The organism is Hominenteromicrobium mulieris, from assembly GCF_046197855.1.
GTDB classification, from domain to species: Bacteria; Bacillota; Clostridia; order Oscillospirales; family Acutalibacteraceae; genus Hominenteromicrobium; species Hominenteromicrobium mulieris.
Map to the genome: position 1 here is coordinate 2,907,735 of NZ_CP173188.1, position 21,857 is coordinate 2,929,591.

The 21,857-nt window shown below is 54.9% G+C and carries 21 protein-coding genes; 3 read left to right on the plus strand and 18 right to left on the minus strand.

The window, feature by feature from the left end; all coding sequences use genetic code 11:
- Positions 1 to 32 precede the first annotated feature (32 nt).
- The 14 genes from ACI0CA_RS14375 to ylxM all read right to left on the minus strand — a co-directional run bounded on the left by ACI0CA_RS14375 (position 33) and on the right by ylxM (position 12,799).
- Positions 33 to 2,456 carry a penicillin-binding transpeptidase domain-containing protein gene (locus ACI0CA_RS14375; RefSeq protein ID WP_446806684.1) on the minus strand — a complete coding sequence of 808 codons (2,424 nt, stop codon included), beginning with the start codon at positions 2,454 to 2,456 and terminating at the stop codon, positions 33 to 35.
- A gap of 198 nt (positions 2,457 to 2,654) precedes the next feature.
- Positions 2,655 to 3,182: a hypothetical protein gene (locus ACI0CA_RS14380; protein WP_343284550.1), complete on the minus strand. Its 528-nt coding sequence runs from the start codon at positions 3,180 to 3,182 to the stop codon at positions 2,655 to 2,657.
- A 77-nt stretch (positions 3,183 to 3,259) separates the two neighbouring features.
- The gene (rsmH, locus tag ACI0CA_RS14385) at positions 3,260 to 4,186 is read right to left on the minus strand and encodes a 16S rRNA (cytosine(1402)-N(4))-methyltransferase RsmH (protein WP_446806948.1); all 927 of its coding nucleotides are present in this window, start codon (positions 4,184 to 4,186) and stop codon (positions 3,260 to 3,262) included.
- A 660-nt stretch (positions 4,187 to 4,846) separates the two neighbouring features.
- On the minus strand, positions 4,847 to 5,320 hold the full coding sequence (locus ACI0CA_RS14390) for an ATPase (RefSeq protein WP_176819789.1): 474 nt from the start codon (positions 5,318 to 5,320) through the stop codon (positions 4,847 to 4,849).
- Positions 5,321 to 5,354: 34 nt separating this feature from the next.
- Positions 5,355 to 5,843, minus strand: coding sequence for a pantetheine-phosphate adenylyltransferase (gene coaD / locus ACI0CA_RS14395; protein WP_176819788.1), 489 nt, complete (start codon positions 5,841 to 5,843; stop codon positions 5,355 to 5,357).
- A 22-nt stretch (positions 5,844 to 5,865) separates the two neighbouring features.
- The gene (gene rsmD / locus ACI0CA_RS14400) at positions 5,866 to 6,453 is read right to left on the minus strand and encodes a 16S rRNA (guanine(966)-N(2))-methyltransferase RsmD (protein WP_308448694.1); all 588 of its coding nucleotides are present in this window, start codon (positions 6,451 to 6,453) and stop codon (positions 5,866 to 5,868) included.
- Positions 6,454 to 6,566: 113 nt separating this feature from the next.
- The gene (gene uvrC, locus ACI0CA_RS14405) at positions 6,567 to 8,432 is read right to left on the minus strand and encodes an excinuclease ABC subunit UvrC (RefSeq protein WP_446806683.1); all 1,866 of its coding nucleotides are present in this window, start codon (positions 8,430 to 8,432) and stop codon (positions 6,567 to 6,569) included.
- A gap of 93 nt (positions 8,433 to 8,525) precedes the next feature.
- Positions 8,526 to 8,792 carry an HPr family phosphocarrier protein gene (locus ACI0CA_RS14410; protein ID WP_176819786.1) on the minus strand — a complete coding sequence of 89 codons (267 nt, stop codon included), beginning with the start codon at positions 8,790 to 8,792 and terminating at the stop codon, positions 8,526 to 8,528.
- Positions 8,793 to 9,043: 251 nt separating this feature from the next.
- The gene (gene trmD, locus ACI0CA_RS14415) at positions 9,044 to 9,766 is read right to left on the minus strand and encodes a tRNA (guanosine(37)-N1)-methyltransferase TrmD (protein WP_308448525.1); all 723 of its coding nucleotides are present in this window, start codon (positions 9,764 to 9,766) and stop codon (positions 9,044 to 9,046) included.
- Positions 9,756 to 10,313: a ribosome maturation factor RimM gene (rimM, locus tag ACI0CA_RS14420; protein WP_446806682.1), complete on the minus strand. Its 558-nt coding sequence runs from the start codon at positions 10,311 to 10,313 to the stop codon at positions 9,756 to 9,758. The genes trmD and rimM overlap by 11 nt, the downstream gene beginning before the upstream one ends.
- 87 nt (positions 10,314 to 10,400) lie before the next feature.
- Positions 10,401 to 10,634 (minus strand): KH domain-containing protein, encoded by a 234-nt coding sequence (locus ACI0CA_RS14425; protein WP_176819783.1) that lies wholly within the window; start codon positions 10,632 to 10,634, stop codon positions 10,401 to 10,403.
- 35 nt (positions 10,635 to 10,669) lie between these two features.
- Complete coding sequence (gene rpsP, locus ACI0CA_RS14430; protein ID WP_176819782.1) at positions 10,670 to 10,909, minus strand: 30S ribosomal protein S16; 240 nt, start codon at positions 10,907 to 10,909, stop codon at positions 10,670 to 10,672.
- A gap of 123 nt (positions 10,910 to 11,032) precedes the next feature.
- On the minus strand, positions 11,033 to 12,409 hold the full coding sequence (gene ffh / locus ACI0CA_RS14435) for a signal recognition particle protein (RefSeq protein ID WP_176819781.1): 1,377 nt from the start codon (positions 12,407 to 12,409) through the stop codon (positions 11,033 to 11,035).
- Positions 12,410 to 12,436: 27 nt separating this feature from the next.
- Positions 12,437 to 12,799 (minus strand): YlxM family DNA-binding protein, encoded by a 363-nt coding sequence (gene ylxM / locus ACI0CA_RS14440; RefSeq protein ID WP_176819780.1) that lies wholly within the window; start codon positions 12,797 to 12,799, stop codon positions 12,437 to 12,439.
- Between the two features lie 427 nt (positions 12,800 to 13,226).
- Here ylxM and ACI0CA_RS14445 point away from each other — a divergent pair, with 427 nt between their 5' ends.
- Together ACI0CA_RS14445 and ACI0CA_RS14450 are read left to right on the plus strand one after the other, a co-directional pair.
- Positions 13,227 to 14,273 (plus strand): threonine aldolase family protein, encoded by a 1,047-nt coding sequence (locus ACI0CA_RS14445; RefSeq protein ID WP_308448522.1) that lies wholly within the window; start codon positions 13,227 to 13,229, stop codon positions 14,271 to 14,273.
- A gap of 44 nt (positions 14,274 to 14,317) precedes the next feature.
- Positions 14,318 to 15,325 carry a M42 family metallopeptidase gene (locus ACI0CA_RS14450; protein ID WP_308448521.1) on the plus strand — a complete coding sequence of 336 codons (1,008 nt, stop codon included), beginning with the start codon at positions 14,318 to 14,320 and terminating at the stop codon, positions 15,323 to 15,325.
- A gap of 262 nt (positions 15,326 to 15,587) precedes the next feature.
- Here ACI0CA_RS14450 and ACI0CA_RS14455 read toward each other — a convergent pair whose 3' ends face one another.
- The gene (locus tag ACI0CA_RS14455; protein WP_308448520.1) at positions 15,588 to 16,748 is read right to left on the minus strand and encodes a DUF4317 domain-containing protein; all 1,161 of its coding nucleotides are present in this window, start codon (positions 16,746 to 16,748) and stop codon (positions 15,588 to 15,590) included.
- 269 nt (positions 16,749 to 17,017) lie between these two features.
- On the opposite strand from ACI0CA_RS14455, the gene gluQRS reads away from it, so the two are divergent.
- Entirely contained in the window at positions 17,018 to 18,001 is a 984-nt protein-coding gene (gene gluQRS, locus ACI0CA_RS14460; RefSeq protein ID WP_308448519.1) for a tRNA glutamyl-Q(34) synthetase GluQRS, read from the plus strand.
- Positions 18,002 to 18,200: 199 nt separating this feature from the next.
- Here the strand turns inward: gluQRS and ACI0CA_RS14465 are convergent, their stop codons facing one another.
- The 3 genes from ACI0CA_RS14465 to ACI0CA_RS14475 all read right to left on the minus strand — a co-directional run bounded on the left by ACI0CA_RS14465 (position 18,201) and on the right by ACI0CA_RS14475 (position 21,852).
- Entirely contained in the window at positions 18,201 to 19,616 is a 1,416-nt protein-coding gene (locus ACI0CA_RS14465; RefSeq protein WP_417106237.1) for an MATE family efflux transporter, read from the minus strand.
- Positions 19,617 to 19,895: 279 nt separating this feature from the next.
- Entirely contained in the window at positions 19,896 to 20,879 is a 984-nt protein-coding gene (locus ACI0CA_RS14470) for an ABC transporter ATP-binding protein (protein WP_417086807.1), read from the minus strand.
- Positions 20,872 to 21,852 carry an ABC transporter ATP-binding protein gene (locus tag ACI0CA_RS14475; RefSeq protein ID WP_176820393.1) on the minus strand — a complete coding sequence of 327 codons (981 nt, stop codon included), beginning with the start codon at positions 21,850 to 21,852 and terminating at the stop codon, positions 20,872 to 20,874. The genes ACI0CA_RS14470 and ACI0CA_RS14475 overlap by 8 nt, the downstream gene beginning before the upstream one ends.
- Positions 21,853 to 21,857: the final 5 nt, after the last annotated feature.

Genomic DNA, 21,857 nt, shown 5'->3' on the forward strand with positions numbered 1-21,857 from the left:
AACTTCCTTTCCTACCCTCTCAATGTATGTTTTTACTCTTCGCTGTTCGTTGAGGTGTTGCCCGCCGCTTCGACGCCGCCGGAGCTGACAAACGAAATGCGGATGACGGAGCCGCGCTTGACCTTGGTGCCCTCTGCGATATCCTGACTTTGTGCGTAGCCGGAATCGCCGTCGCCCACAACGAGCACCTGCACATCGGCAAGGCCCGCCAAGTAGCGGCAAGTATCGATATCATAGCCGATGAAGCTCGGTACCTCCACATACGTTTCGGGATCCGGCTCTTCGGTGTAAAGCGCAACCATGCCTTCCTTCGGAATAGATGCGCCCGGAGACGGCACCTGCACCGTGACGAGCGCGTCGTCTTCGGCGTCGCCGACAACCGTGCCGCTGAAGCCCTGCTCTTCCAGATGGCTTTTCGCTTCTGCCATGGTCATGCCAATGACGTTCGGCGCGGTGGCAGAGAGGTTTTCATATTCCGCTTCCGTATACTGCGGGTCTACGCCGAGGTACGGGAGCACCTCTTCCATGATGGCAGCGAAGATCGGGCCGGCCTGCGTGCCGCCGGACGCGCCGCCGATCTGCGGCTCATCGTAGAAAACGAGCAAGGCGTACTGCGGGTCATCCGCCGGGGCGTAGCCGCCGTAGGAAACGACGTACTGCATGCCGCGGTCGTTGCCCTCTGCCAGATCCTGATAATACAGTGCGACTTTTTCGGACGTACCGGTCTTGCCCGCCATGCGGTAACCGGCGACATAGCCGTTTTTGCCGCTTTCGCTTGTGGCGTTTTTCTGGAGAATGGCCGTCATGCGCTTGGAGACATCTTCGGAGATGACCTGACGCTTGTAGCTTGTATCGGTCGTTTTGACAATGTTGCCGTCGCTGTCCAGCATGCGGTCTACGACGTGCGGCTGCACAAGGTAACCGCCGTTTGCCACGGCAGCAACGGCCGTGATCATCTGAATCGGTGTGATGGAGAAGTTCTGGCCGAACGAAGACGTTGCAAGCTCGACGATATTGAGCTCGTCTTCGCTAAAATAAAGGCTGTCTGCTTCGCCGGGCAGGTCGATGCCCGTGCGCTGCGTAAAGCCGAAGGCTTCAAAGAAATTGAAGAACGTGTGGCGGCCCATTTTCTGACCCAGCCAGATCATGTACGGGTTGCAGGAATTGCAAATGCCGTCCACAAACGTTTCCGTGCCGTGACCGGCGTGGTACCAACAGTAGATGGGATCAATGGTGGAATCATCAAACACCCACTGGCCGGTGCAGGTGTACGTGGAGTCTTCGGAGGCCACGCCGGATTCCATCGCCATGGAGCCCGTGACCATTTTGAAAACGGAACCGGGGTAGTACGTATCGCTGACGGCTTTGTTTCGCCACTGCCTATTCTGCGCTTCGGCCCACATTTGATCGGTGAGCTCGTCGCGCAGTGTGGTGACGTCGATGCGCTCGTAATCCGCAAGGGCTTTTTTCGCTTCCGCACGCGCCTCGTCGGTCTCGGCGTTATCGATGGCAAGCTGTAAGGTGTTTAATTCCTGCTGCTCTTTTTCCTGTGCTTTTTTCAGCGCGTCTTCCACCTTTTCCGGGATGGCGTCCTCGGCCTCCTGCGAAATGGTGAATGGGTCGTTCGGGTCGTAGTCGCCCTTTGTGGAAAGCGCCAAAATGGCGCCGGTCTTGACGTTCATCAAAACGGCCGTGCCGCCCTCCAGCGCGCCGCAGGCCTCAAGGCCCGCCTGCAGATGCTTTTCTACGATGCTCTGTGCGGTCTCGTCGATCGTGAGCACAAGGTCGTAGCCGTCCTGTGCCTGCACGTATTGGTCATACTGGAACGGCATGTCATCGCCCTGTGCGTTCTTCGCGCTGACAAGGCGACCCGCCGTGCCGGAAAGCTCGCTGTCGTATTCCGTTTCAACGCCCGCAAGACCCTGGTTATCCGTGCCCGTGAAGCCGAGCACCGTAGAAGCCGTGGTGCCGTAGGGATAATAGCGCTTGTAGTCTTCCATCAGCGTGATGCCGCGGCCGATCTTTTCGTCCTTGATATACTGCACGATCTCATCGCGCACCTCGGTCTCCACCTTGCGCTTGACATAGACAAAGTAGCTGTTCTGCTGCGCTTTTTTTAAGACATCGTCGTAATCGAGCCCTAAAATTTCGGAAAGGCCCTTTGCAATCTTCACGTCGTCGCCTTCGTCGATGTAGTTCGGCTCCAAGGCGACCGTCCACACGCTGGCGCTCTGCGCCAAGACCTTTGTGCCCGTGGCGTCGTAAATGGTGCCGCGCGAGGGCGTAAGCTGCGTGGATTGCAAACTCTGGTCAACCGCATCGGTCTTTAAGGTTTCGCCGTTGACAAGCTGCAGGCGGACAAGGTTTGTGATAACGGCGCCAAACCCGAGCACCAGCACAAAGCCCACGATGACCATTGTGCGCTGCCAGACGCCGGAACGATTTGATTTTGCCATGTAAAAAATGCCGTCCTTTCTGCTGCGCCCTTCATTCGCAGCCAAAAGTTGCCGTATACCGAAAAATGAGAGTTAAGAATAAACTCTCAACTCTCCTCTCAAATTCCCCTCTGCCGGGGGCCGCATAACCCATTTGTATTCTTTCATGCCGCAAAATAGCAGCGTATCCGCAAAAAATTCGTATGTATAAAGGCTAAATCAGGAAAAGAGCGACTGCAAGACCTGCCAGATACGGTCCAACAGGTTCGGTGTCTTTTCGGCCTGCACTACGGTGCCCTCATCATCCTGCGTGAGGCTGATGTAGGAGGTCTGCCCGTCCGCTACCTTTTCCATGCCGAGCTTTTCGCGCGCGATCTGCTCGATCTCCTCCGTATTGAGCTTGGAGGCCGCCTGCATTTCGAGCTGAATGGCAATGCTTTTCTCCTGCGAAAGGCTCTCGTTCGCCGTGTTGATCTCATCGGTGAGCTCCGTGAGCTGCACCTGACTGAACACCACCGCACCGATGGCGCCGACGATGACCAGCACTACCGCAAGATTCATGAGCATTTTGACCGTATTTGCACTGTGTCTGTGACTGCGGCGCAGCTGTTTTTCATCCAGCTTCACCACATTGTTTTTCTGTTTTTGTTTTTGGGGCGCTTTCGGCTCCGGAAGCTTCGGTACCGCGCTGCCGTGATCTCTGCTGTCGAAAAGATCAAAATCGTATGCGTTTGATGTAGATGCCATGTTGTTTCCTCCTTTCGGAAACTTATCCCAACAAATTCAGCTGTATTCTCTCAGGGATATCCTAATCTTTCAAAATCTCACAGTTTTTCAATAACGCGCAGCCTTGCGCTGCGGGCGCGCGGGTTTTCGCGAAGCTCTTCCTCACTCGGCGCAAGACCCTTTTTGTAGATGAGCTTGCCCTTCGGCTTGTTGCCGCACACGCACACGGGGAAATCCTTCGGGCAGGTGCAACCCTCGCACCACTTGTTCATCTGCTGCTTGACAATGCGGTCTTCAAGCGAATGGAACGTGATGACGGAAAGCCTGCCGCCGGACTTTAACAGCCCGAACGCCGCCGTAAGCCCCTTCTTGAGCGCGTCCAGCTCGCCGTTTACCGCAATGCGCAGCGCCTGAAACGTTCTTCTGGCCGGATGGCCCTCCGCGCGGCGCACCGCTGCCGGCACGCTTTCGCGGATGATCTCCGCAAGCTCTAATGTAGTTTCAATCGGTTTTTCTTCGCGCGCTTTCACAATGCCCTTTGCAATGCGCACCGCGCTTTTATCTTCGCCGTAACGGCTGATGACCTCGGCCAATTCCTGCCAAGAGAGTGTGTTTACAAGGTCTGCGGCCGAGGTGCCGCTTTGGCTCATGCGCATATCGAGCGGGGCGTCGGCGTGGTAGGAAAAGCCGCGCTCTGCGGTATCGAGCTGATAGGACGAAACGCCGATATCGAGCAGCACGCCGTCGACATTAACGATGCCGTGCTCTAACGCGATCTTGTCCATATCGCAGAAGTTACCCATGGCAACGACGGAGCCGGGATACTTACCGAGCCGCTCTTTCACAACGGCAATGGCGTCCGGGTCGCGGTCGATGGAAAGCAACGTGCCCGTTGTCAGGCGCTGTAAAATCGCGCCGGAGTGGCCGCCGCCGCCCGCGGTGCCGTCTATATAGGTGCCTTCCGGGTCGATGTTCAAGGACTCGATGGTCTCTTTGAACAGCACCGGTTTATGCTCAAAATGAATTTCACTCATGATATATTTGTCCGGCGGAACGGATGCGTTCCGGCAGACACTCCTCATTGAACTTTACCCGAAAAAAGCCGGGCTGATGAGCGCCAAGCGGGGCGAAAAGGCAATGAAAATCCAAAGCCCATGCGGTTTTCCGCAGGGTTTTCGCTGCTTGCACGTCCATTATACCTTATCCCACATAGAAAATCAACCCGCGGCAAAAAAATTTATGTTTACCATGTTCGATGAAAAAACGCGGATTTCCGATATTTTTCTTGGATTTTGTTCGTATATTTTCCGATTTTCGGCAAAATAGCGTTATGTTGAAAATTCTGTGCATTCTCATGCAAAAAAACTTTTGCAGTTTGTTCACATTCCCGGTTTTCGGAAGCGGCTCCATTTACACGCTTTTTGTGGAAAACGTAGGTCATTTATAAAAAGGGCGGCGCTGCCGCCCTTTCAGGGAACCCATGCAACTGGGTTACCTTCTTAGTTTTTGGATAGGCAAAAGGATTTCGCCATTGCGAATGGCGACTTAGGGCGCCGCCCTAAGAATCCGCAAGTTTTCTCGAGGAAAACTTGACTAAAGACTTTAAACCGCCGTTTCCGTTCGCTCATTTTAACAAAAACGGCAGCTCGCCCAACTGTCGCGAACTGCCGTTTAAAGCTCTTAAATTACTGCTGTGCGCTCGTGCCGTGGATGGACTGGCGGGTCTTTCTCAGCTCTGCAAGGTTGGCGCTCATCGCGTCGTCTGTGCGGCGGAGCAGATCTTCCACATAGTCGTTGGAGGCCTTCTGCATGCTGCGGAACTTCTCCTGCGTCTGCGCCATGATGTCGTTTGCCTTTGCCTGTGCCTGGCGCACGATCTCTTCCTGGTTGACGAGTGCCTTTGCCTTCTCCTCTGCGACGCGCACGATGGTCTCGGCCTCGCGCTGTGCCTCGCTGATGATCTGGGCGCGGTCTGCGACGATGGCCTTCGCCTTGCGCACTTCGGACGGGATCGCCTCGCGAATCTCATCAAGGATCTGCTTTGCGTCTTCGCTATCTATAAACGATTTGCCGCCTGCAAAGGGAAGGTGCCAGCCTTTCTCCAGTACGTCGGTCAATTCATCGATCAAATCTTCTACGGTTGCCTGCGTGTTGCTCATAAAAAAACCATTCCTTTCGTATTTTTAGCCGCATTCAGTCTGCCGTGCGGCAAAGTCTCTGATTTATTTTCTCTAAAAGGCACTCGGGCACAAAATGGGAAATATCGCCGCCGAAGCCCGCAATCTGCTTGACCATGCTGGAGCTGAGGAACATGTGCTCGATGCTGGTCGGCAGGAACAGCGTTTCAAACTCCGGGTTCAGCTTTTTATTGGTGAGCGCCATCTGAAATTCATATTCAAAGTCGGAGATTGCGCGCAGACCCTTCACAATGGCAGCCGCATGCTTTTCGCTTGCGTAATCCGCCAAAAGACCGCGCACGCAGTCTACCTCTACATTTTCCATATCGGCCGTGACGGTGCGCAGCATTTCCATGCGCTCCTCCACCGTAAAGCTCGCGCGCTTATCCGGGTTTACCGGTACCGCGACGATGACTTTGTCGAAAATTTTGCACGCACGGGAGATGATGTCCATGTGTCCCAGCGTGACCGGGTCAAAGCTGCCCGGACAGATCCCTATTCTCATTGATATACCGCCTTTTTTGCGCTTACACCATGCTTTGATGGCGATACGCGGTCAGCAAGATTTTTCCGTAACGGTAGTCGCGCACGCGCACGAATTCCCCCGCCGTCTCCGGCAGCTCTTCGTCCGTGGGGTGCTCGCAGATCACGATGCCGCCGCGGTTCATGTGCGGCGTGACCGCAAGGAGCGCCTTTGTGAGCGTGCCCGTGCGGTACGGCGGGTCGAGAAACGCGATGTCGAAGGTCTCGGTGCAGCGCAGCAGATACGAAGCATACTCCGCGTTCATCACCTGCGCTTCGTTTTCAAACCCTGTGGTGTGGATGTTCTCCAGCACGACGCCGCAGGATGCCTTGGCGCTGTCTACGAACACAGCGCGCTTTGCGCCGCGGCTGAGCGCCTCGAGACCGATCTGGCCGGAGCCCGCAAACAGGTCGAGAAACACGCGGCCCTCCAGATCAAACTGCAAAATGTTGAAAAGCGCCTCTTTTACGCGGTCCGGCGTGGGACGCACAGCATCGCCCGGGAGCGTTTTCAATTTTCTGCCTCGGCGGGAACCGGTTATGATACGCACAGCCGAACACTCCTTTCTCTTTTGGAAGTCCGTGTCCGAAATCTAAAAAACATGTACAGACACACTTCAAGTTATTATCTCATTTGAATAGAAATATGTCAACCGTTTTTGCGCAGTTTTTGCAGAGAAACGTCGAAAAATACGCAGGAACAACGTTATTCCCCGTCGTTTTCTTCGCTGTGGAAATAACGGTAGACGGCGCGGGCGGCAGGGGCGTTCATGCCGGGCGTTTCCTCCAGCATTTCCTCCGTCGCCTCGCTGACGGCGCGTATGGTTGTAAAGTGCTTCATCAGCGCTTTGGCGCGCGTTTCGCCGATGCCCGGAATGGACGTGAGCGTGGTGGAGATGGTCGCCTTTTTGCGCTGCTGGCGGTGGTAGCCGATGGCAAAGCGGTGCACCTCGTCCTGAATGCTCGACACCAGCGTGAACACCGCGCGCGTAGACTGAATGGCGATTTCGCCGCCGTCCTCCGTGATGGCGCGCGTGCGGTGCTTATCGTCCTTTACCATACCGTATACCGGCACGTCGATGCCCATTTCGCGCAGAAGCGGACGTATGGCGCCCACGTGCCCTTTGCCGCCGTCGAGCAGAATGAGGTCAGGCAGTCTGCCGAAGCCCTCGGGCTTATCGGCGGCGCGGTATTCTTCAAAACGGCGGCGGATGACCTCGCGCATGCTGCCGTAGTCGTCCTGTCCGACGACAGTCTTGATTTTAAACTTGCGATACGCGCTTTTCAGCGGGCGGCCGTTTTCAAACACGATCATACCCGCGACGTTCTCGCCGCCCGCAAGGTTTGAAATATCGTAGGATTCAATATATTCCGGCGTTTTGGGCAGGTTTAAGAGCTGGCGCAGTTCATCGAGCGCGGAGGTCTCACGGCCCGTGGCGCGGCCCATAGCCTGCGCAAGCGCTTCCGCGGCGTTCGTGCGGCACATTTCCACAAGCTGCTTCTGTTCGCCCTTTTGCGGAATGTGGAACTTCACGCGGCGCTCCGCCTTTTTCGCCAGCCATTCTTCAAGGACGCCGTCGTCGTTGACAGGGCCGTCTATCGTGATGACGGGCGGGATCTTATCGCGCATCGAATAATATTGCATGATAAATTCGCTGCGGATCTGCTCCGGCTCGTCGTCGGCGTTTAATAAAAACGATTCGCGGTCATACAGTCTGCCGCCCGCAAAGCGGAACACCTGAATACTCACCTTTTCGCCGCCGAGCACGAGCGCGATGACGTCCTGTTCCGGCACGCGGCTTGCGACAACCTTTTGGCGCTCTTTCAGCTTGTTGATGGCCGTAATGCGGTCGCGGATGCGCGCGGCAAGCTCAAAATCGAGATTTTCAGCCGCCTCGTTCATTTTCTCCGTCAGCGTGCGCACGGAATCGCTTGTGCCGCCGCGGATGAAATCAAGCGCCTCCTGTACGGCCTCGTTGTATTCCTTTTGGCTCACGTGCCCGCGGCATGGGGCACAGCACTGCTTGATGTAGTAGTTGAGGCACGGGCGGCCGCGGCCGATCTCCTGCGGGAATTTGCGCGTGCAGGACGGCAGACGGAAAATCTTCCGCGCCTCCTCCACGGTGTCCTTGATTGTCCACGCGGAAAGGTATGGGCCGATATACTTTGCGCCGTCATTCAGGACCTGCTTCGTCTCCGAAATGCGCGGCCAGTCGCCCGCTGTCACCTTAATATAACTGTACCCCTTATCGTCCTTTAAGAGGATGTTGTACTTCGGCTGGTGCTGCTTGATTAAACTGCTTTCCAAAATGAGCGCTTCAAACTCGCTGTCCGTCAGAATATACTCGAAATACTCGACATTCGAGACCATGCGGCGCACCTTTTCATTATGGTTTTTATCCGAGCCGAAATACTGGCTGACACGGTTTTTAAGCGCTTTCGCCTTGCCGATGTAGATGATGGTATCATCGCGGCTGTGCATGATGTACACGCCCGGGTGAAGCGGCAGCTTCATCGCCTTTTTGCGCAGCTCTTTGATATGCGCCATTTTTTCTTCCGTAAGCTGTACCATGCGCACCTCCATGCGGCTCAGTCACTAAGCGACTGAGAAAGAAGAAACGCCTACCGGAAATGCTCCGATAGGCGCCGTTTTGACAAGCTGAAATTATTCGGCAAAGCCGGATTCAACAAGAGCCACGAGGCTGTCAACAGCTTCCTGCTCGTCGGAACCATCAGCGATGATGTCGATCGACGTACCGCCGACGATGCCCAGAGACAGAACGCCCAGCAGGCTCTTTGCGTTTACGCGGCGCTCATCCTTCTCAACCCAGATGGAAGACTTAAACTCGTTTGCCTTCTGGATGAAGAAAGTTGCCGGTCTTGCATGGAGACCAACCTGATTCTGAACCAAAACGTCCTTCTTAACACACATTGCGATTCACTCTCCTGTAAGTAATACATTACATACTCTGAATGTCAAACATGATTCTAAAGCTCAAAATGCTTCAATATAAGTTATTATAGCATAATTTGTCCCCCCGTCAAGCGGGGTACCCCATTTTTGGATATATGCCCGTGGCATATCGCTATGAAACGATCCGTGTTTGTGCATTTTGCTCTGCTTGTTGAAAACATTTCGTAAAATCAGTTCGCCACAGAGGGTTAAACATTCCTAAAATCCGCTTATTTTCTGCCGAAAGCGCGCTTTTCTTCCGCAGTCAGCTCAGCTTTTTCAAAGAGGTCCGGGCGGGCTTTCTGCGTGACCTTCAAAGATTGTTCGCGCCGCCATTTTTTGATTTTTTCGTGGTGGCCGTTTAAAAGCACCTGCGGCACCTCTCTGCCGCGCCAAGCAGAGGGACGGGTATACTGCGGATATTCCAAAAGCCCGTCATAATGGCTTTCTTCCTCAAAGCACACGTCTTCGGAAAGCACGCCGGGCAGCATGCGCGCCACGGCATCGGTGAGGATTACGGCGGGCAGCTCGCCGCCCGTCAGGACAAAATCGCCGATGGAGATTTCCTCCACGTCGTATTCCTCCAAAACGCGCTCATCCACACCCTCATAATGCCCGCAAAGCACGATGATATTCTCGTTTTTGGCGAGCTCCTTCACTTTTTCCTGGTCTAAGACCCGTCCGCGGGGGGACATATACACAATATGCGGACGCACGGCGGTTTGTTCGATGATCTCGTCAAACGCCTTCGCTATGGGCTGCGCCATCAAAAGCATGCCCTTTCCGCCGCCGAACGTGCAGTCGTCCACGCGCTTATGCACGCCCTCACCATGGTCGCGCAGCTGGTGACAACACACCTGCAAATACCCGCGTGCGCGCGCACGGCCGATGATGCTCTCGTTCAAAATATTCTCGCACATTTCGGGGAAAAGTGTCACAATATCAATCCGCATCCGCTGCCTCCCCGGCGTTTACGGGCACGGTCTCCGCGCCGTCGCCGAAAATACCCGGAATGGGCTTTACAAACAGCTTTCCGCTTTCAATGTCCGTCTTCGCGATCATGGCGTCCACGGCGGGGAACAGAAATTCCTCGCCCGCGCCGTTTACAATGCGGTACACGTTGTTCGCACCGGTCTCGAAAACGTCCTGCACCGTGCCGTATTCCGCGCCCGTTGCGTCATCGATGACATGAAGGCCGATGAGATCTTCCACGAAGTAGCGGTTTTTCGGCAGGCGCACGTCGTTTCGGTCAAGATATAGAATTTTGCCCCTGTACAGGTCGGCCTGTGTGGCGCTTTCCACGCCCTTTAAGTGCACCAGCAAAAGGCTTTTGTGTACGCGGGAAGATAGGAGCCCGGCATCCGTTTTGCCGCCGTCAAAATACAGGGTCTTCACTTTTTTCAGAAAATCGGCGGAATCGCACCACGGTTCCACGCGCATTTCGCCGCGTACGCCGTGCGTACCCACGATCCTTCCCGCTTCCAGAAATTGTTTTTTCATGTGTTTTCCTCGGCTCTGCCGCAGCGAAAGCCTTCCTCTCTTTTAATATAAAGAGGGACGCACGAAGCCCGTGCGTCCCTCTTTCGATCAATCGATCTCAACAACGACCTTTTCGCTGCTGCGTGTTGCTGCGGCACGCATAACAACGCGAATCGCTTTCGCAATGCGGCCCTGCTTGCCGATTACTCTGCCCATGTCCTCTTCCGCAACGTGAAGATGATAGACGACGGAACCGTCTTCCTTGGGCTCATCGAGTGTAACGGAAACCTCTTCCGGCTTTTCAACAAGACCCTGCGCGATGATTTTCAGTAATTCCTGCATAAGATTGTTCCTTTCTCAAACGAGAAGACGGGCAATCAGATAACACCGTGCTTCTTGAACAGTGCCTTAACGGTATCGGTCGGCTGTGCGCCCTTTTCCATCCAAGCCTTTGCCTTTTCCGGATCAACCTTTACAACGCTCGGCTCTTCCATCGGGTTGTAGTAGCCGATTTCCTCAATGAAACGGCCGTCTCTCGGGTAACGGGAATCTGCAACAACGATGCGGTAGAAAGGAGCCTTCTTAGCACCCATTCTGCGAAGTCTGATCTTAACCATGGTAATTTCCTCCATATTATAAAAAATAAGTTTTATCTATTAACCAACGATTCGTCGGCAATATTTACAATTCAAATATACGTCTTGCGTCAGAAACAAATGAAGTTCGTTTCTTTATCGCATTTACATTGGGAAGCCGCCCATGCCACCCATATCCGGGCCGCCGAAACCGCCCATGCCGCCCATACGCGCCATCATTTTCTTGCCCTTTTTGCCGCCGAACTGCTTCATCAGCTTCTGCATCTGCTTGAGCTGGTTGCAAAGGCGGTTGACGTCTTCCACCTTCATGCCGCAGCCTGCCGCGATGCGGCGCTTGCGGGAAGCCTGCAAAAGCTCCGGCTTTGCACGTTCTTCGGGGGTCATAGAAAGGATGATCGCCGCATTGCGGTCCATAATGCGGTCGTCAATGTCCATTTCATCGAGCTTCGAGCTGTTGATGCCAGGCAATTTCGAGAGGATGCCCTTTAACGGGCCCATCTTCTTCACCTGCCGGAACTGCTCCAAGAGGTCGTTGAAGTCCATCTTATTCTGCATCATGCGCTCTGCGGTGCGCGCCGCGGACTTTTCATCCATTTTCGCCTGTGCGTCTTCGATGAGGGACAGCACGTCACCCATGCCGAGGATACGGCTCGCCATACGGTCGGGGTGGAAAACCTCGAGGTCGTCAATCTTTTCGCCCGTGCCGGCGAACTTGATGGGCTTGCCGGTGATGGCCTTAACGGAAAGCGCCGCACCGCCGCGGGTATCGCCGTCGAGCTTTGTTAAAATCACGCCCGTGATGTCGAGCAGATCATCAAACGACTTTGCGACGTTCACGGCCTCCTGGCCGGTCATGGCGTCAACCACGAGCAAAATGTCCGTGGGGTTCACCGCTTCTTTTATATTTTTCAGCTCATTCATGAGCGCTTCATCGATCTGCAGACGGCCTGCGGTATCGATGATGACGTAATCGTTGCCGTAGTCGCGCGCGTGGCGAACAGCCGCCTGCGCGATCTTCACCGGGTCTTCGGTGCCCATCTCAAAGACGGGTACGCCGGCCTGTGCGCCCACGACCTGTAACTGCTTGATTGCCGCCGGGCGGTAAATATCGCCTGCAACGAGCAACGGACGGCTGCCGCGGCTTTTCAGCATTTTCGCAAGCTTTGCGCTGTGCGTCGTTTTACCGGCACCCTGCAAGCCGCACATCATGATGACAGCCGGCGGGTGCGCGGGCATTTTCAGCCGCTCTTCGCTGCCGCCCATCAAAGCCGTCAGCTCTTCGTTGACGATCTTGATGACCATCTGCGCGGGGGTGAGGCTTTCCATAACGTCCTCGCCCACGGCGCGTTCCGTAATGCGCGCGGTAAAGTCCTTTGCGACCTTGTAGTTGACGTCGGCTTCGAGAAGCGCCAAACGCACCTCGCGCATGGCCTCCTTAACGTCGCTTTCCGTCAGCTTGCCTTTGCTTTTTAACTTTTTAAACGCGTTGCCGAGCTTATCGGCAAGACCTTCAAACGCCATGTAAAAATCCTTTCAGAGCCGCGCCGCTCAGTCCGTCAGCTTCTTTGCGGAGCGCAAAATGCTCTCCACGTTCTGCCGAATGACCGGGTCGCCGCCGTTCTTTTCGTTTTCCGCTTCGATCTGTAACGCGTGGTCGCAGATCTGCGTCAGTTCTTCCTGCACGCTGCGGAAGCGCTTTGCAAGACCCAGCCGTTCTTCCATTTCAAGAAGCTGCTGTTCGGCGCGCTTGATGCCGTCGCGCACGCCCTGCCGCGTGATGCCCTTCTCCTCTGCAATCTCCGCTAAAGAAAGGTCTTCGTTATAATAGCATTCCACGACCTCGCGCTGCTTTTCGGTGAGCATGTCGCCGTAAAAATCCAGCAGGAACGTGATGCGCAGATCCTTTGCCATAGTTCGCTCCGTTTCCGGGCGTTTTCAATTTTAAGCGCCCTGCTGTAAAGTTTTTTTCTTTACAGCTTTTGTATTATACAATAGCCGCCTTGCTTTGTCAAGCATTTTCGCCGTAAAAATGCGCCCGTTTTCGGCACTTTGCGCCGCAATGCTATACGCCTGCGGCGTATGGTTTGGCTTCACTGTGCTATTTGGCTTGCGCCTGATGTTATCGCTCTGCGGGCAATTTTGCGCACGACATACATCACCAAAAACAAAGCCCACGATTTTTGCATAACGTATGCTTTACAAACCCAGTTTTGCATGGTATATTTATTCGTATAGCGCAAACGGGTGTATTTTTGCAAGCTCACTCGTCTGTGCTTGCATTCAGTTCCGTTCGGCGGAGATTTTCTCTGTGCGGCGGGATACGGAAGGAAGCGAAATTTTGATTTACTTTAACTGTGATTACACCGAAGGCTGCCACCCGAACATTTTAAAGCGCCTTTGTGAAACGAATATGATGCAGACTGTCGGCTACGGCGAGGACGAAATTTGCGATTTGGCGCGCGCGAAGATCCGCAAAGCATGCGGTCGCGAGGACGTGGACGTGCATTTTCTCGTCGGCGGCACGCAGACAAATGCCACCGTTATTGCAGCGATTCTTCGCCCGCACCAGGGTGCGCTGAGTGCGGACACCGGACACATCAACGTGCACGAGACCGGCGCGGTGGAAGCAACAGGTCACAAAGTGCTGCCCCTGTCCTCCACCCCGGACGGCAAGATCACCGCAGAACAGGTGGAAAACGCCTATCTGGCGCACGTGAACGATGCCTCGTTTGAGCACATGGTGCAGCCGAAGCTCGTTTACATCTCCCTGCCCACGGAAAACGGCGGGTTATATTCCAAAGCGGAGCTGACCGCCCTGCACGATGTCTGCACGCGCTGCGGGCTGTACCTCTTTATTGACGGCGCACGTCTCGGCTACGGCCTGACGGCTCCCGAAAATGACGTGACGCTCGCGGATCTCTGCGCGCTTTCCGATGTCTTCTACATCGGCGGCACGAAGGTCGGTGCTTTGTTCGGCGAAGCGGTCGTAATCACGAACCCGGCGCTCAAAACGGATTTCCGCTACCACATCAAGCAGCGCGGCGGCATGCTGGCTAAGGGCCGTCTGCTTGGTATTCAGTTTGACGAGCTTTTCACGGACGATCTTTATTTCAAGATCAGCGAAAAAGCCGTGCGGCAGGCAAAGCGCATTGCAAAAGCGTGCGAAGACGCGGGCTGCGCGTTCTTTGCCCCCTCGCCGACGAACCAGCAGTTCCCCATTTTCCCGGATACTGCGCTCGAAAAGCTCGCGGAAAAGTATAAGTATTCCTATTGGGCGCGCGTGGACGAAACACACAGCGCCGTCCGCCTTTGTACAAGCTGGGCGACGACGGACGAAAACGTGGACGCACTCTGCAAAGACATTGCGTCCATCATGGCAGAATAACGCGGACTGCGGCTTTCTGCCCCGTTTAGAGGAGGAAAACCCGTATGAAGTTATTTGAAGAACTCACCCAGCTGCACGGCGTCAGCGGCTACGAGACCGCCGTTGCAGACTATATTAAAGAAAAGTTAGCCCCGCTTGCTGACGACATTACCACCGACCCAAACGGCAGCGTCATCGCCTATTTTAAGGGCACGGGCGAGCACAAAAAGCGCATAGAGCTTGCCGCCCACACCGATGAGATCGGCTTTCAGGTCATTAAAATTGAGGAAGACGGCCGCATTATGTTTAAGGAGCTCGGCTGCTGCTGGACGTTTACAACGTACCAGAGCCGCGTCCGCTTCCGCAACGGCGTGGTTGGCGTGGTCGCAAGCCGCATCCCGCCGGAAAAGCTGAGCGCCGGCGGCTATAAGCGCTATACCGATTGCTACATCGACATCGGTCTGCACAGCAAGGAAGAAGTTTTAAAATACGTTGATGTCGGCGACGTTGCATGCTATGAGGGCCCGTACACGGAGCTTGCGCCGGGCTACATCACCGCAAAGGCCATCGACGACCGCGTCGGCTGCTATATGCTGCTGGCGGCGATGATGAACGTGAAAAAGCCGAAGAACGACATCTACCTCGCGTTCACCGTGCAGGAGGAGGTCGGCACGCGCGGCGGGCAGGTCACGGCGCAGCGTATTCAGCCGGACATCGGCGTCGCGGTGGACGTCACCCCGTGCCACGACCGCCCGGGCGATTTGGAGGGCAGCAACGCGCTCGACCACGGCGTCGCCATCAAAATCTCCGACACCGGTTCCATCAGCGACGAAGGCCTTGTGAATAAATCCATCGCGCTGTGCAAAGAACACAACGTCCCGTACCAGAAAGACGTCATCTATGTCGGCGGCACGGACGCAGGCGCCATGACGCTCGTCGGCGGCGGCATCAAAACGATTGGCTTCTCGGTCGTCACCCGCTACACCCACGGCCCGAACGCCATCGTGAGCCAAAAGGACATCGAAGCGACGGTCAAAATGCTCGAGCTCTTCATGAACGCTGATTTCGAGTAAATTTAAAAGCACATAAAATCAGCGGCGCACAGAGTTTTCACACCCTGTGCGCCGATTGTTTTGTCTTAATATCCTGCTTCCAGCTTCGGCACCGCAACAGGCTTACCGGGGTCGCTGAAATCCCAGTGCATTTCGTGGCGCTCGAAGTAGCCGATGACCTTACCCTCGTCGTCGCGTGCGGTCACAAAAAATCACCTCACACCTCATACGGATGCGTTCAAACTCGATTTTAAAACCTCCGTATTCAGTTCTTTGAATTCCATCATTCTTCCTCCTCATACTCCACGTCCGGGCGAGTGATGGCGATCGGCACGCCGTTCACCTGCACGCCCGCGCCGGCGGGAATGAGGATGTACGGTGCACCGTCAATGTAGCGCGTCTCGATCCACTCGCTGTACTCGGGGTCGACGCGAATTTGCACCTCCGGCGTTTTGATCTCGAATTTCTTCGTCTCCACAAGGTTGCGCGGGCTGAGTGCCGCGTCCGCGCCGAACTGCTCCGCGCAGGCTTCCTCAAACTTTTCGGCTTTCTCGCCCGGCACGCCGCAAGCGGTCAGCATCGTTTTCATCGTACGTCCCGTAATGGTCAGCGGCTCCGGGTCCTTGCTCGCCTTGTGCTCCTCAATCATCCCGCAAAGGCGGCTGTGCACGGTCTGTACGACGTCTAAACTGCACGCGTCATTTAAGGCATCGCCCAAAATCGTGCCAAACGTCGTTTTCTGCTCCTCTGCGGGCATGGGCGCTTCGCGGTTGAACACCGCATCTATAAATTCATCGTAGCTTTCCGAAGCGCTGCGGCAGTAGTACATGGCGCTGTAAATATCGGCGCTGCGGTCGGTGAACGACGGGAACAAAAAGCCCAGCTGCGGCGCGGAAACAATCCAATCGATGTCGCGGTTGTGGAACGTATTTTCCGGCACGTCGTACCCCAAAACGGGCTTTGTCTGCTTCACGGGGCAGACGGTACACAGAACGTAATTATAGATATTCTCCGAGGCGTCCTCCAGCGTTTCGCCGTCCTTTGCGCGGTACGGCACGTCGTATGTATCGTTCGCGAGCAAAATGAGATACGTACCCTCGGGTCTGTATGATGCGATGACCTTCTCAAAAAACATCCGTACGGCTTCTTCATCGGTAAGCTTTGAGTCGCGCAGCGCCATCAGCAGCCGGTGCTCATCGCTGTCAACGACCTGCGCAGTCGTAAACGGCATTTCGATGAGATTTTTGCCGAGCGTGCCGGAAAGCGTGCGGCGCAGCACGGAAAGCATATTTTCACATTCCTCCTGCGGCAGCAGGGAGAGCGGCTGGTCGAATTGCGAGACGATTTCCTGCTTTTCGTTGACGTAGCACCCGCGCACATGGGTGATATTGCTTTTATCCGCCCTGAATCGGCGGCGAATTTCCGAGATTTCTTTTTCGTTCATTTTGATATCCTCTTATTCTAAAGTCTAAAGAGTTTCGAGCTCTGCAGAGCTCGACCAAGGGCGCTGCCCTTGGATTCCGCCGCCTTTGAAAAGGCGGGCGAAACTTTTAACCGCCGTTGCCGCGGGCTGTGCAAAACTTTGCTATATCATTTTACCCGTTTGGTGCACACCTGTCAATTCACTTCTCCGTCCCAAAACCGTTGCGCGCGCCCAAAATCTGCGGTAAAATGATTTTATAATTTTGAATTTTCTCCGAAAGGATTCTTAGTATGTCCACCTCACAACCTACCCCTGTCCGCGGGCGGTTCGCGCCCAGCCCCTCGGGGCGCATGCACCTTGGCAACCTCTGCTGCGCGCTTCTTGCGTGGCTTTCCGTACGCAGCCAAAACGGCGAGATGCTCCTGCGCATCGAAGACCTCGACCCCGACCGCTGCACACGCGAAAAAGCCGAGCTTTTAATGGACGATCTAACATGGCTCGGCCTCACTTGGGACGAAGGCCCCGGCCATGAGCGCACCCACGCCCCCTACTGCCAAAGCGCACGCCGCGAGCTATACGAATCGGCGTTAAGTGAACTCCGCGCCAAAAACGATGTTTACCCATGCTTTTGCACCCGCGCAGAGCTGCACGCGGTCTCCGCGCCCCATGCGGGCGATGGCACGTTCCGCTACCCCGGTTTATGCCGAAATTTGACGCCCGCCGAAGCCGAAGAAAAAAGCCGCACGCGCCGCCCAAGCTTGCGTTTTTGCGCACCGGATAAATCCGTTACATTTGAAGATCTATACTGCGGCCCGCAAAATATAAATGTTCAGTCCACGTTCGGCGATTTCATTGTGCGCCGCAGCGACGGCGTGCACGCGTACCAGCTCGCCGTCACCGTAGACGATGCTTTAATGGGCGTGACGGAAGTCGTCCGCGGGCGTGACTTGCTCCCTTCCACCGGCTGCCAAATTCAGCTCTTTCACGCACTCGGCCACACACCGCCGCACTACGGACACATTCCGCTGCTCGTCAATCGCGACGGCCGCCGTTTAAGTAAGCGCGAGCGCGACCTCGACATCGGCGTTCTGCGCACGCGTTTCACGCCCGAACAACTCCTCGGCCGCATGGCAAATTTACTTGGTTTCCTCGACCGCCCGGAAAAAATCACCTTAACAGAGCTCATCCCGGTCTACAAAGCGTGGTATGAAACCGCCGACACGCCGAAATTTCCGAAAAATTGCGTTGTTCCCGACAATTTCGCCATAAAATAGCCCGCAAATTTTTCATCGCATCTCGCAGCTTCACGGACGAGGGCAAAACGTTGCTTGAGCACCCGCTTGACAACAGCACAAAGTGCTACTCGCAGCTCGACTGCGGCTGGGCACAGAACGGCGGCGGCTCCCCCCCTTCGTTCATACGCACGAAAAAAGGACTTCTTTTCGGAAGTCCTTTTTGCTGTCTTTAAGTTGTTTACGCCGCTTTCTTATGACGTCCATGCTTTTCCATAAACGCCGGCAACGCTTCCATGCCCTGCGGCGTAACGGGGCGCACCCATTTGCCGGAGTACATGTGCCGCTGCATCAAAATGAGACGGATCGGCTCGTCGATATAGCAGCACGCAAACACGATAAGAAACGGCGCTTTCCACACAAGGCCCGTCAGGCACACCAGCGGCAGCACCATCGCGTACATAAACGCAATTTCGCGGATTGTGCCGAACGCCGCGTCTCCCGCGGCTCTATACGTATCGTTCTGCACCCAGTTGCACATGCGAATAACCGCCGCCACGCAGTAGATCATCAGCATGTGTGAACCGATCTCCATCGATTCGCCGGAAAGACTCATCGCGGAAAGCAGCGGCTTGTGGATACCGAGCAGCACCAGACATACGCACAAAATCGTGCTGCCGCACAGGAACACAAGGCGTTTTGCGCGCTCGTAGGCTGCGTCCAACTCGCCGGAGCCCACGCATGTGCCGACCAAAACGGAAGCCGCATTTGAGAAACCGGCAAAGAAGCTGATGACCATGCCCTCCAGCGTGCGGAACACCGCGATGGCCGCAATGGCCTGTTCGGACTGTCTGCCTAAAACAACGTTGATAACCATGTTGCCCACGCCGATGAGCACTTCGTTGCAGATGATGGGGAAGCACTTGACGAAGTAGATTTTCACCTGCTTCTTATTCCAGCGGAAATGCTTTTTAAAGTGGAACAGATACGGGTACTTCTGCGCACGCGCCAAAATCAAAATGACCAAAACGTTGATAACCGCCGCCAAGGATGTTGCCAGCGCCGCGCCGCGCACGCCCATCTCCGGCAAGCCGAACTTTCCGTAAATGAACACCCAGTTAAGAAAAATATTTGATGCTACCGAGGCGATTGACGCAAACAGCGGGATGCGCACGCGCTCCGTAGAACGCAGCAGAGCGCTCATCGCCATGGAAAACACCTGCACGGGGTAACCGAAGCCGATGATGCGCAGATATTCCGCGCCAATTACCTGAATGCTCTCCTTATCCGTATAGAGCTTCATCACGGTTTCCGGCGCAAAAATCGCAAAGACACCGAATGTAAGCCCCACGATCATCATGCAGGTCAGCGTCAGGCCGTAGGAATGGTCGATGCCGTCGTCATCCTGCGCGCCCCAATACTGCGAGAAAAACAGCATGCCGCCGCCGAAAAAGCCCCAGTAGCCCGCAAACATCAGTGAGGAAAACTGTGCGCAAAGGCCCACCGCGCCCACGGTCGTTTCGCCCAGCGGCGCGATCATCATGGTGTCGATCATGCTGCCGGTTGTCGTCAGCATGTTCTGCAAAGCCACCGGAATCGCGATGATCGCAAGATTTTTCAGAAATTGTTTCCACGCAAATCGCGTCTTCGTTTTCATTGTATTTTCTCCCCAAAACTCTAAAATTCGGCCCGCGAACCCCGCAGTGCCGCTTGTGAATCAGTATACCGTATTTCGCGACAAACTTCAATCCTTATTCCGCCGAATTTCCCTGCTTTTATAACAATCCCGACATGTTTTCAATCGTTTTAAAGCACGCCCACAAAGCAAAAATTGACCCCCTGATACCCATAAAGCAATGACGGAGGAAACGTCGGCTTCATGGGCCTTCAGGGGGTTGGCAAGTGTAGCTTGTTTATTCTGTTGTGCGCAGAGGCTTTACTTCTTCGGCTGAATCAGCGGGTGGAAGCACATGACCTTTCTGACATCGTTCAGATAGGTTTCGCCCGGGCGCGATTTTCTGCATTCGTCCGTCGCATAGGGGCAGCGCGGTGCGAACTTGCAATAGGTGATGGAATATTCCTTAGACTCCATATCCGGCAACGCCATGTCGTCATCCGCCCACTTGTCGCCGATACGCGGCACAGCGCTCATCAAAAGCTCAGTGTACGGGTGTGCAGGCTCGTCCATGATCTCCTTGGCCGGGCCGTACTCAATGAGACAGCCGCGGTACAGCGTTGCAATGTAATCGGATACATAGTACGCCGTGGAAAGGTCATGGGTGATGTAGATAAAGGAGACCTTGTACTTATCCTTCAGTTCCTTGAACAGGTTGACGATGTTCATTTTCATGGAAGCATCGATAGCCGCAACCGGTTCGTCGGCAATGATCAGCTTCGGACGGGTGATAAGCGCACGTGCAATGGAAACACGCTGCAGCTCGCCGCCGGAGAACTGGGTGGGGTATTTGCCCTTTACGACCGCCAGAGAGAGGCCGACGCTCTTCAGGGCATCATCTACAAGGTTTGTAGCTTCTGCTTTGTTTTTCGCAATGCCAAGGCGCAGCGCCGTGTTGAACAGGTAAGAGTCTACCGGCTTACGTGCGGAGAAAGACTCATACGGGTTCTGGAAAATAGGCTGCACTTCCAGCTTGAACTGCTTTGCGTTGTAGCTTTTCTTATCGAGGTAAGATTGGCCGTCCAGCACGATGTCGCCCATATCCGGGTTGTGCAGACGCAGAACCATCTTACACAGTGTGGACTTGCCGCAACCGGATTCGCCAACGACGGAGAGGATGACCGGCTTATCGTTGTCGATGGAAAGCGTAACGTCGTCAACCGCAACAAGCTTTTTGCCACGAATCATACCGCCTACGCGGAAGATTTTGCTGACGCCCTTGATTTCAAGCAATTTATCAGCCATTCTTCTCTCCCTCCTTCTTCAGCAAATGGCAGGCTGCAAAGCGGCCCGGCTTAACTTCAATGAACTCCGGAATCTCCTGACGGCAACGATCCGTAGCATGCGGGCAGCGTGCTGCGAAACGGCATCCCGGAGGCGGGTTCTTCAGTGCCGGCGGACGACCCGGAATACCGACCTTCTGGCTCTTATCGCCAACGCGCGGCAGGGAGTCAACCAGCATCTTCGTGTACGGATGGATCGGGTCATTAAAGATTGCATCGGTCGGGCCAAGCTCGATGATGCTGCCGGAATACATGATCGCCATGCGGTCCGTAATCTGATAATGCACGCCCATATCGTGGCTGACGATGACCATGGTGTTCTTGAGTTGCTTCTGCAAGCGCATCAACATCTTCAAAATACCCTTCTGCACAACAACGTCCAGAGCGGTGGTCGGTTCGTCGGCAAGCACGACATTCGGGGACATAAAGGTCGCAAGCGCGATGATAACACGCTGGCGCATACCGCCGGAAAGCTGGAACGGATAAGATTCCAAAATATCCGGGGAAAGATTCAGCTCCTCGAGGTATTTTGCAACACGTGCGAGGGTCTGCTCTTTTGTTTCGTTCTTGCGGTCTTCCTGCGGGATAGAATCCAAAAACTGCTTTTTCAGGCGAACGATCGGGTTCAGAACGCTCTGCGCAGCCTGCGGAACGTAAGAAATGTTGTTCCACCAGGTCTTCTGAATGTTTCCGGATTCATAAGAAAAGGATTGTCCATTCTTTTCGCCGCTGAGGATAACCTTACCTTTGTCGATCTCCAGCGGGAACTCGATAATATCGTAGAGGGTCTTCAGCAGTGTGGTCTTGCCGCAGCCGGATTCACCGGCGATGCCGAATATCTCGTTATCGTGGATCTCAAAGTTCAGGTCGTTAAGGACGTGAACGTCACCGTCGATGAGCTTGTAAGAAGTGGACAGATTTTCGACTTTTAACATATTCG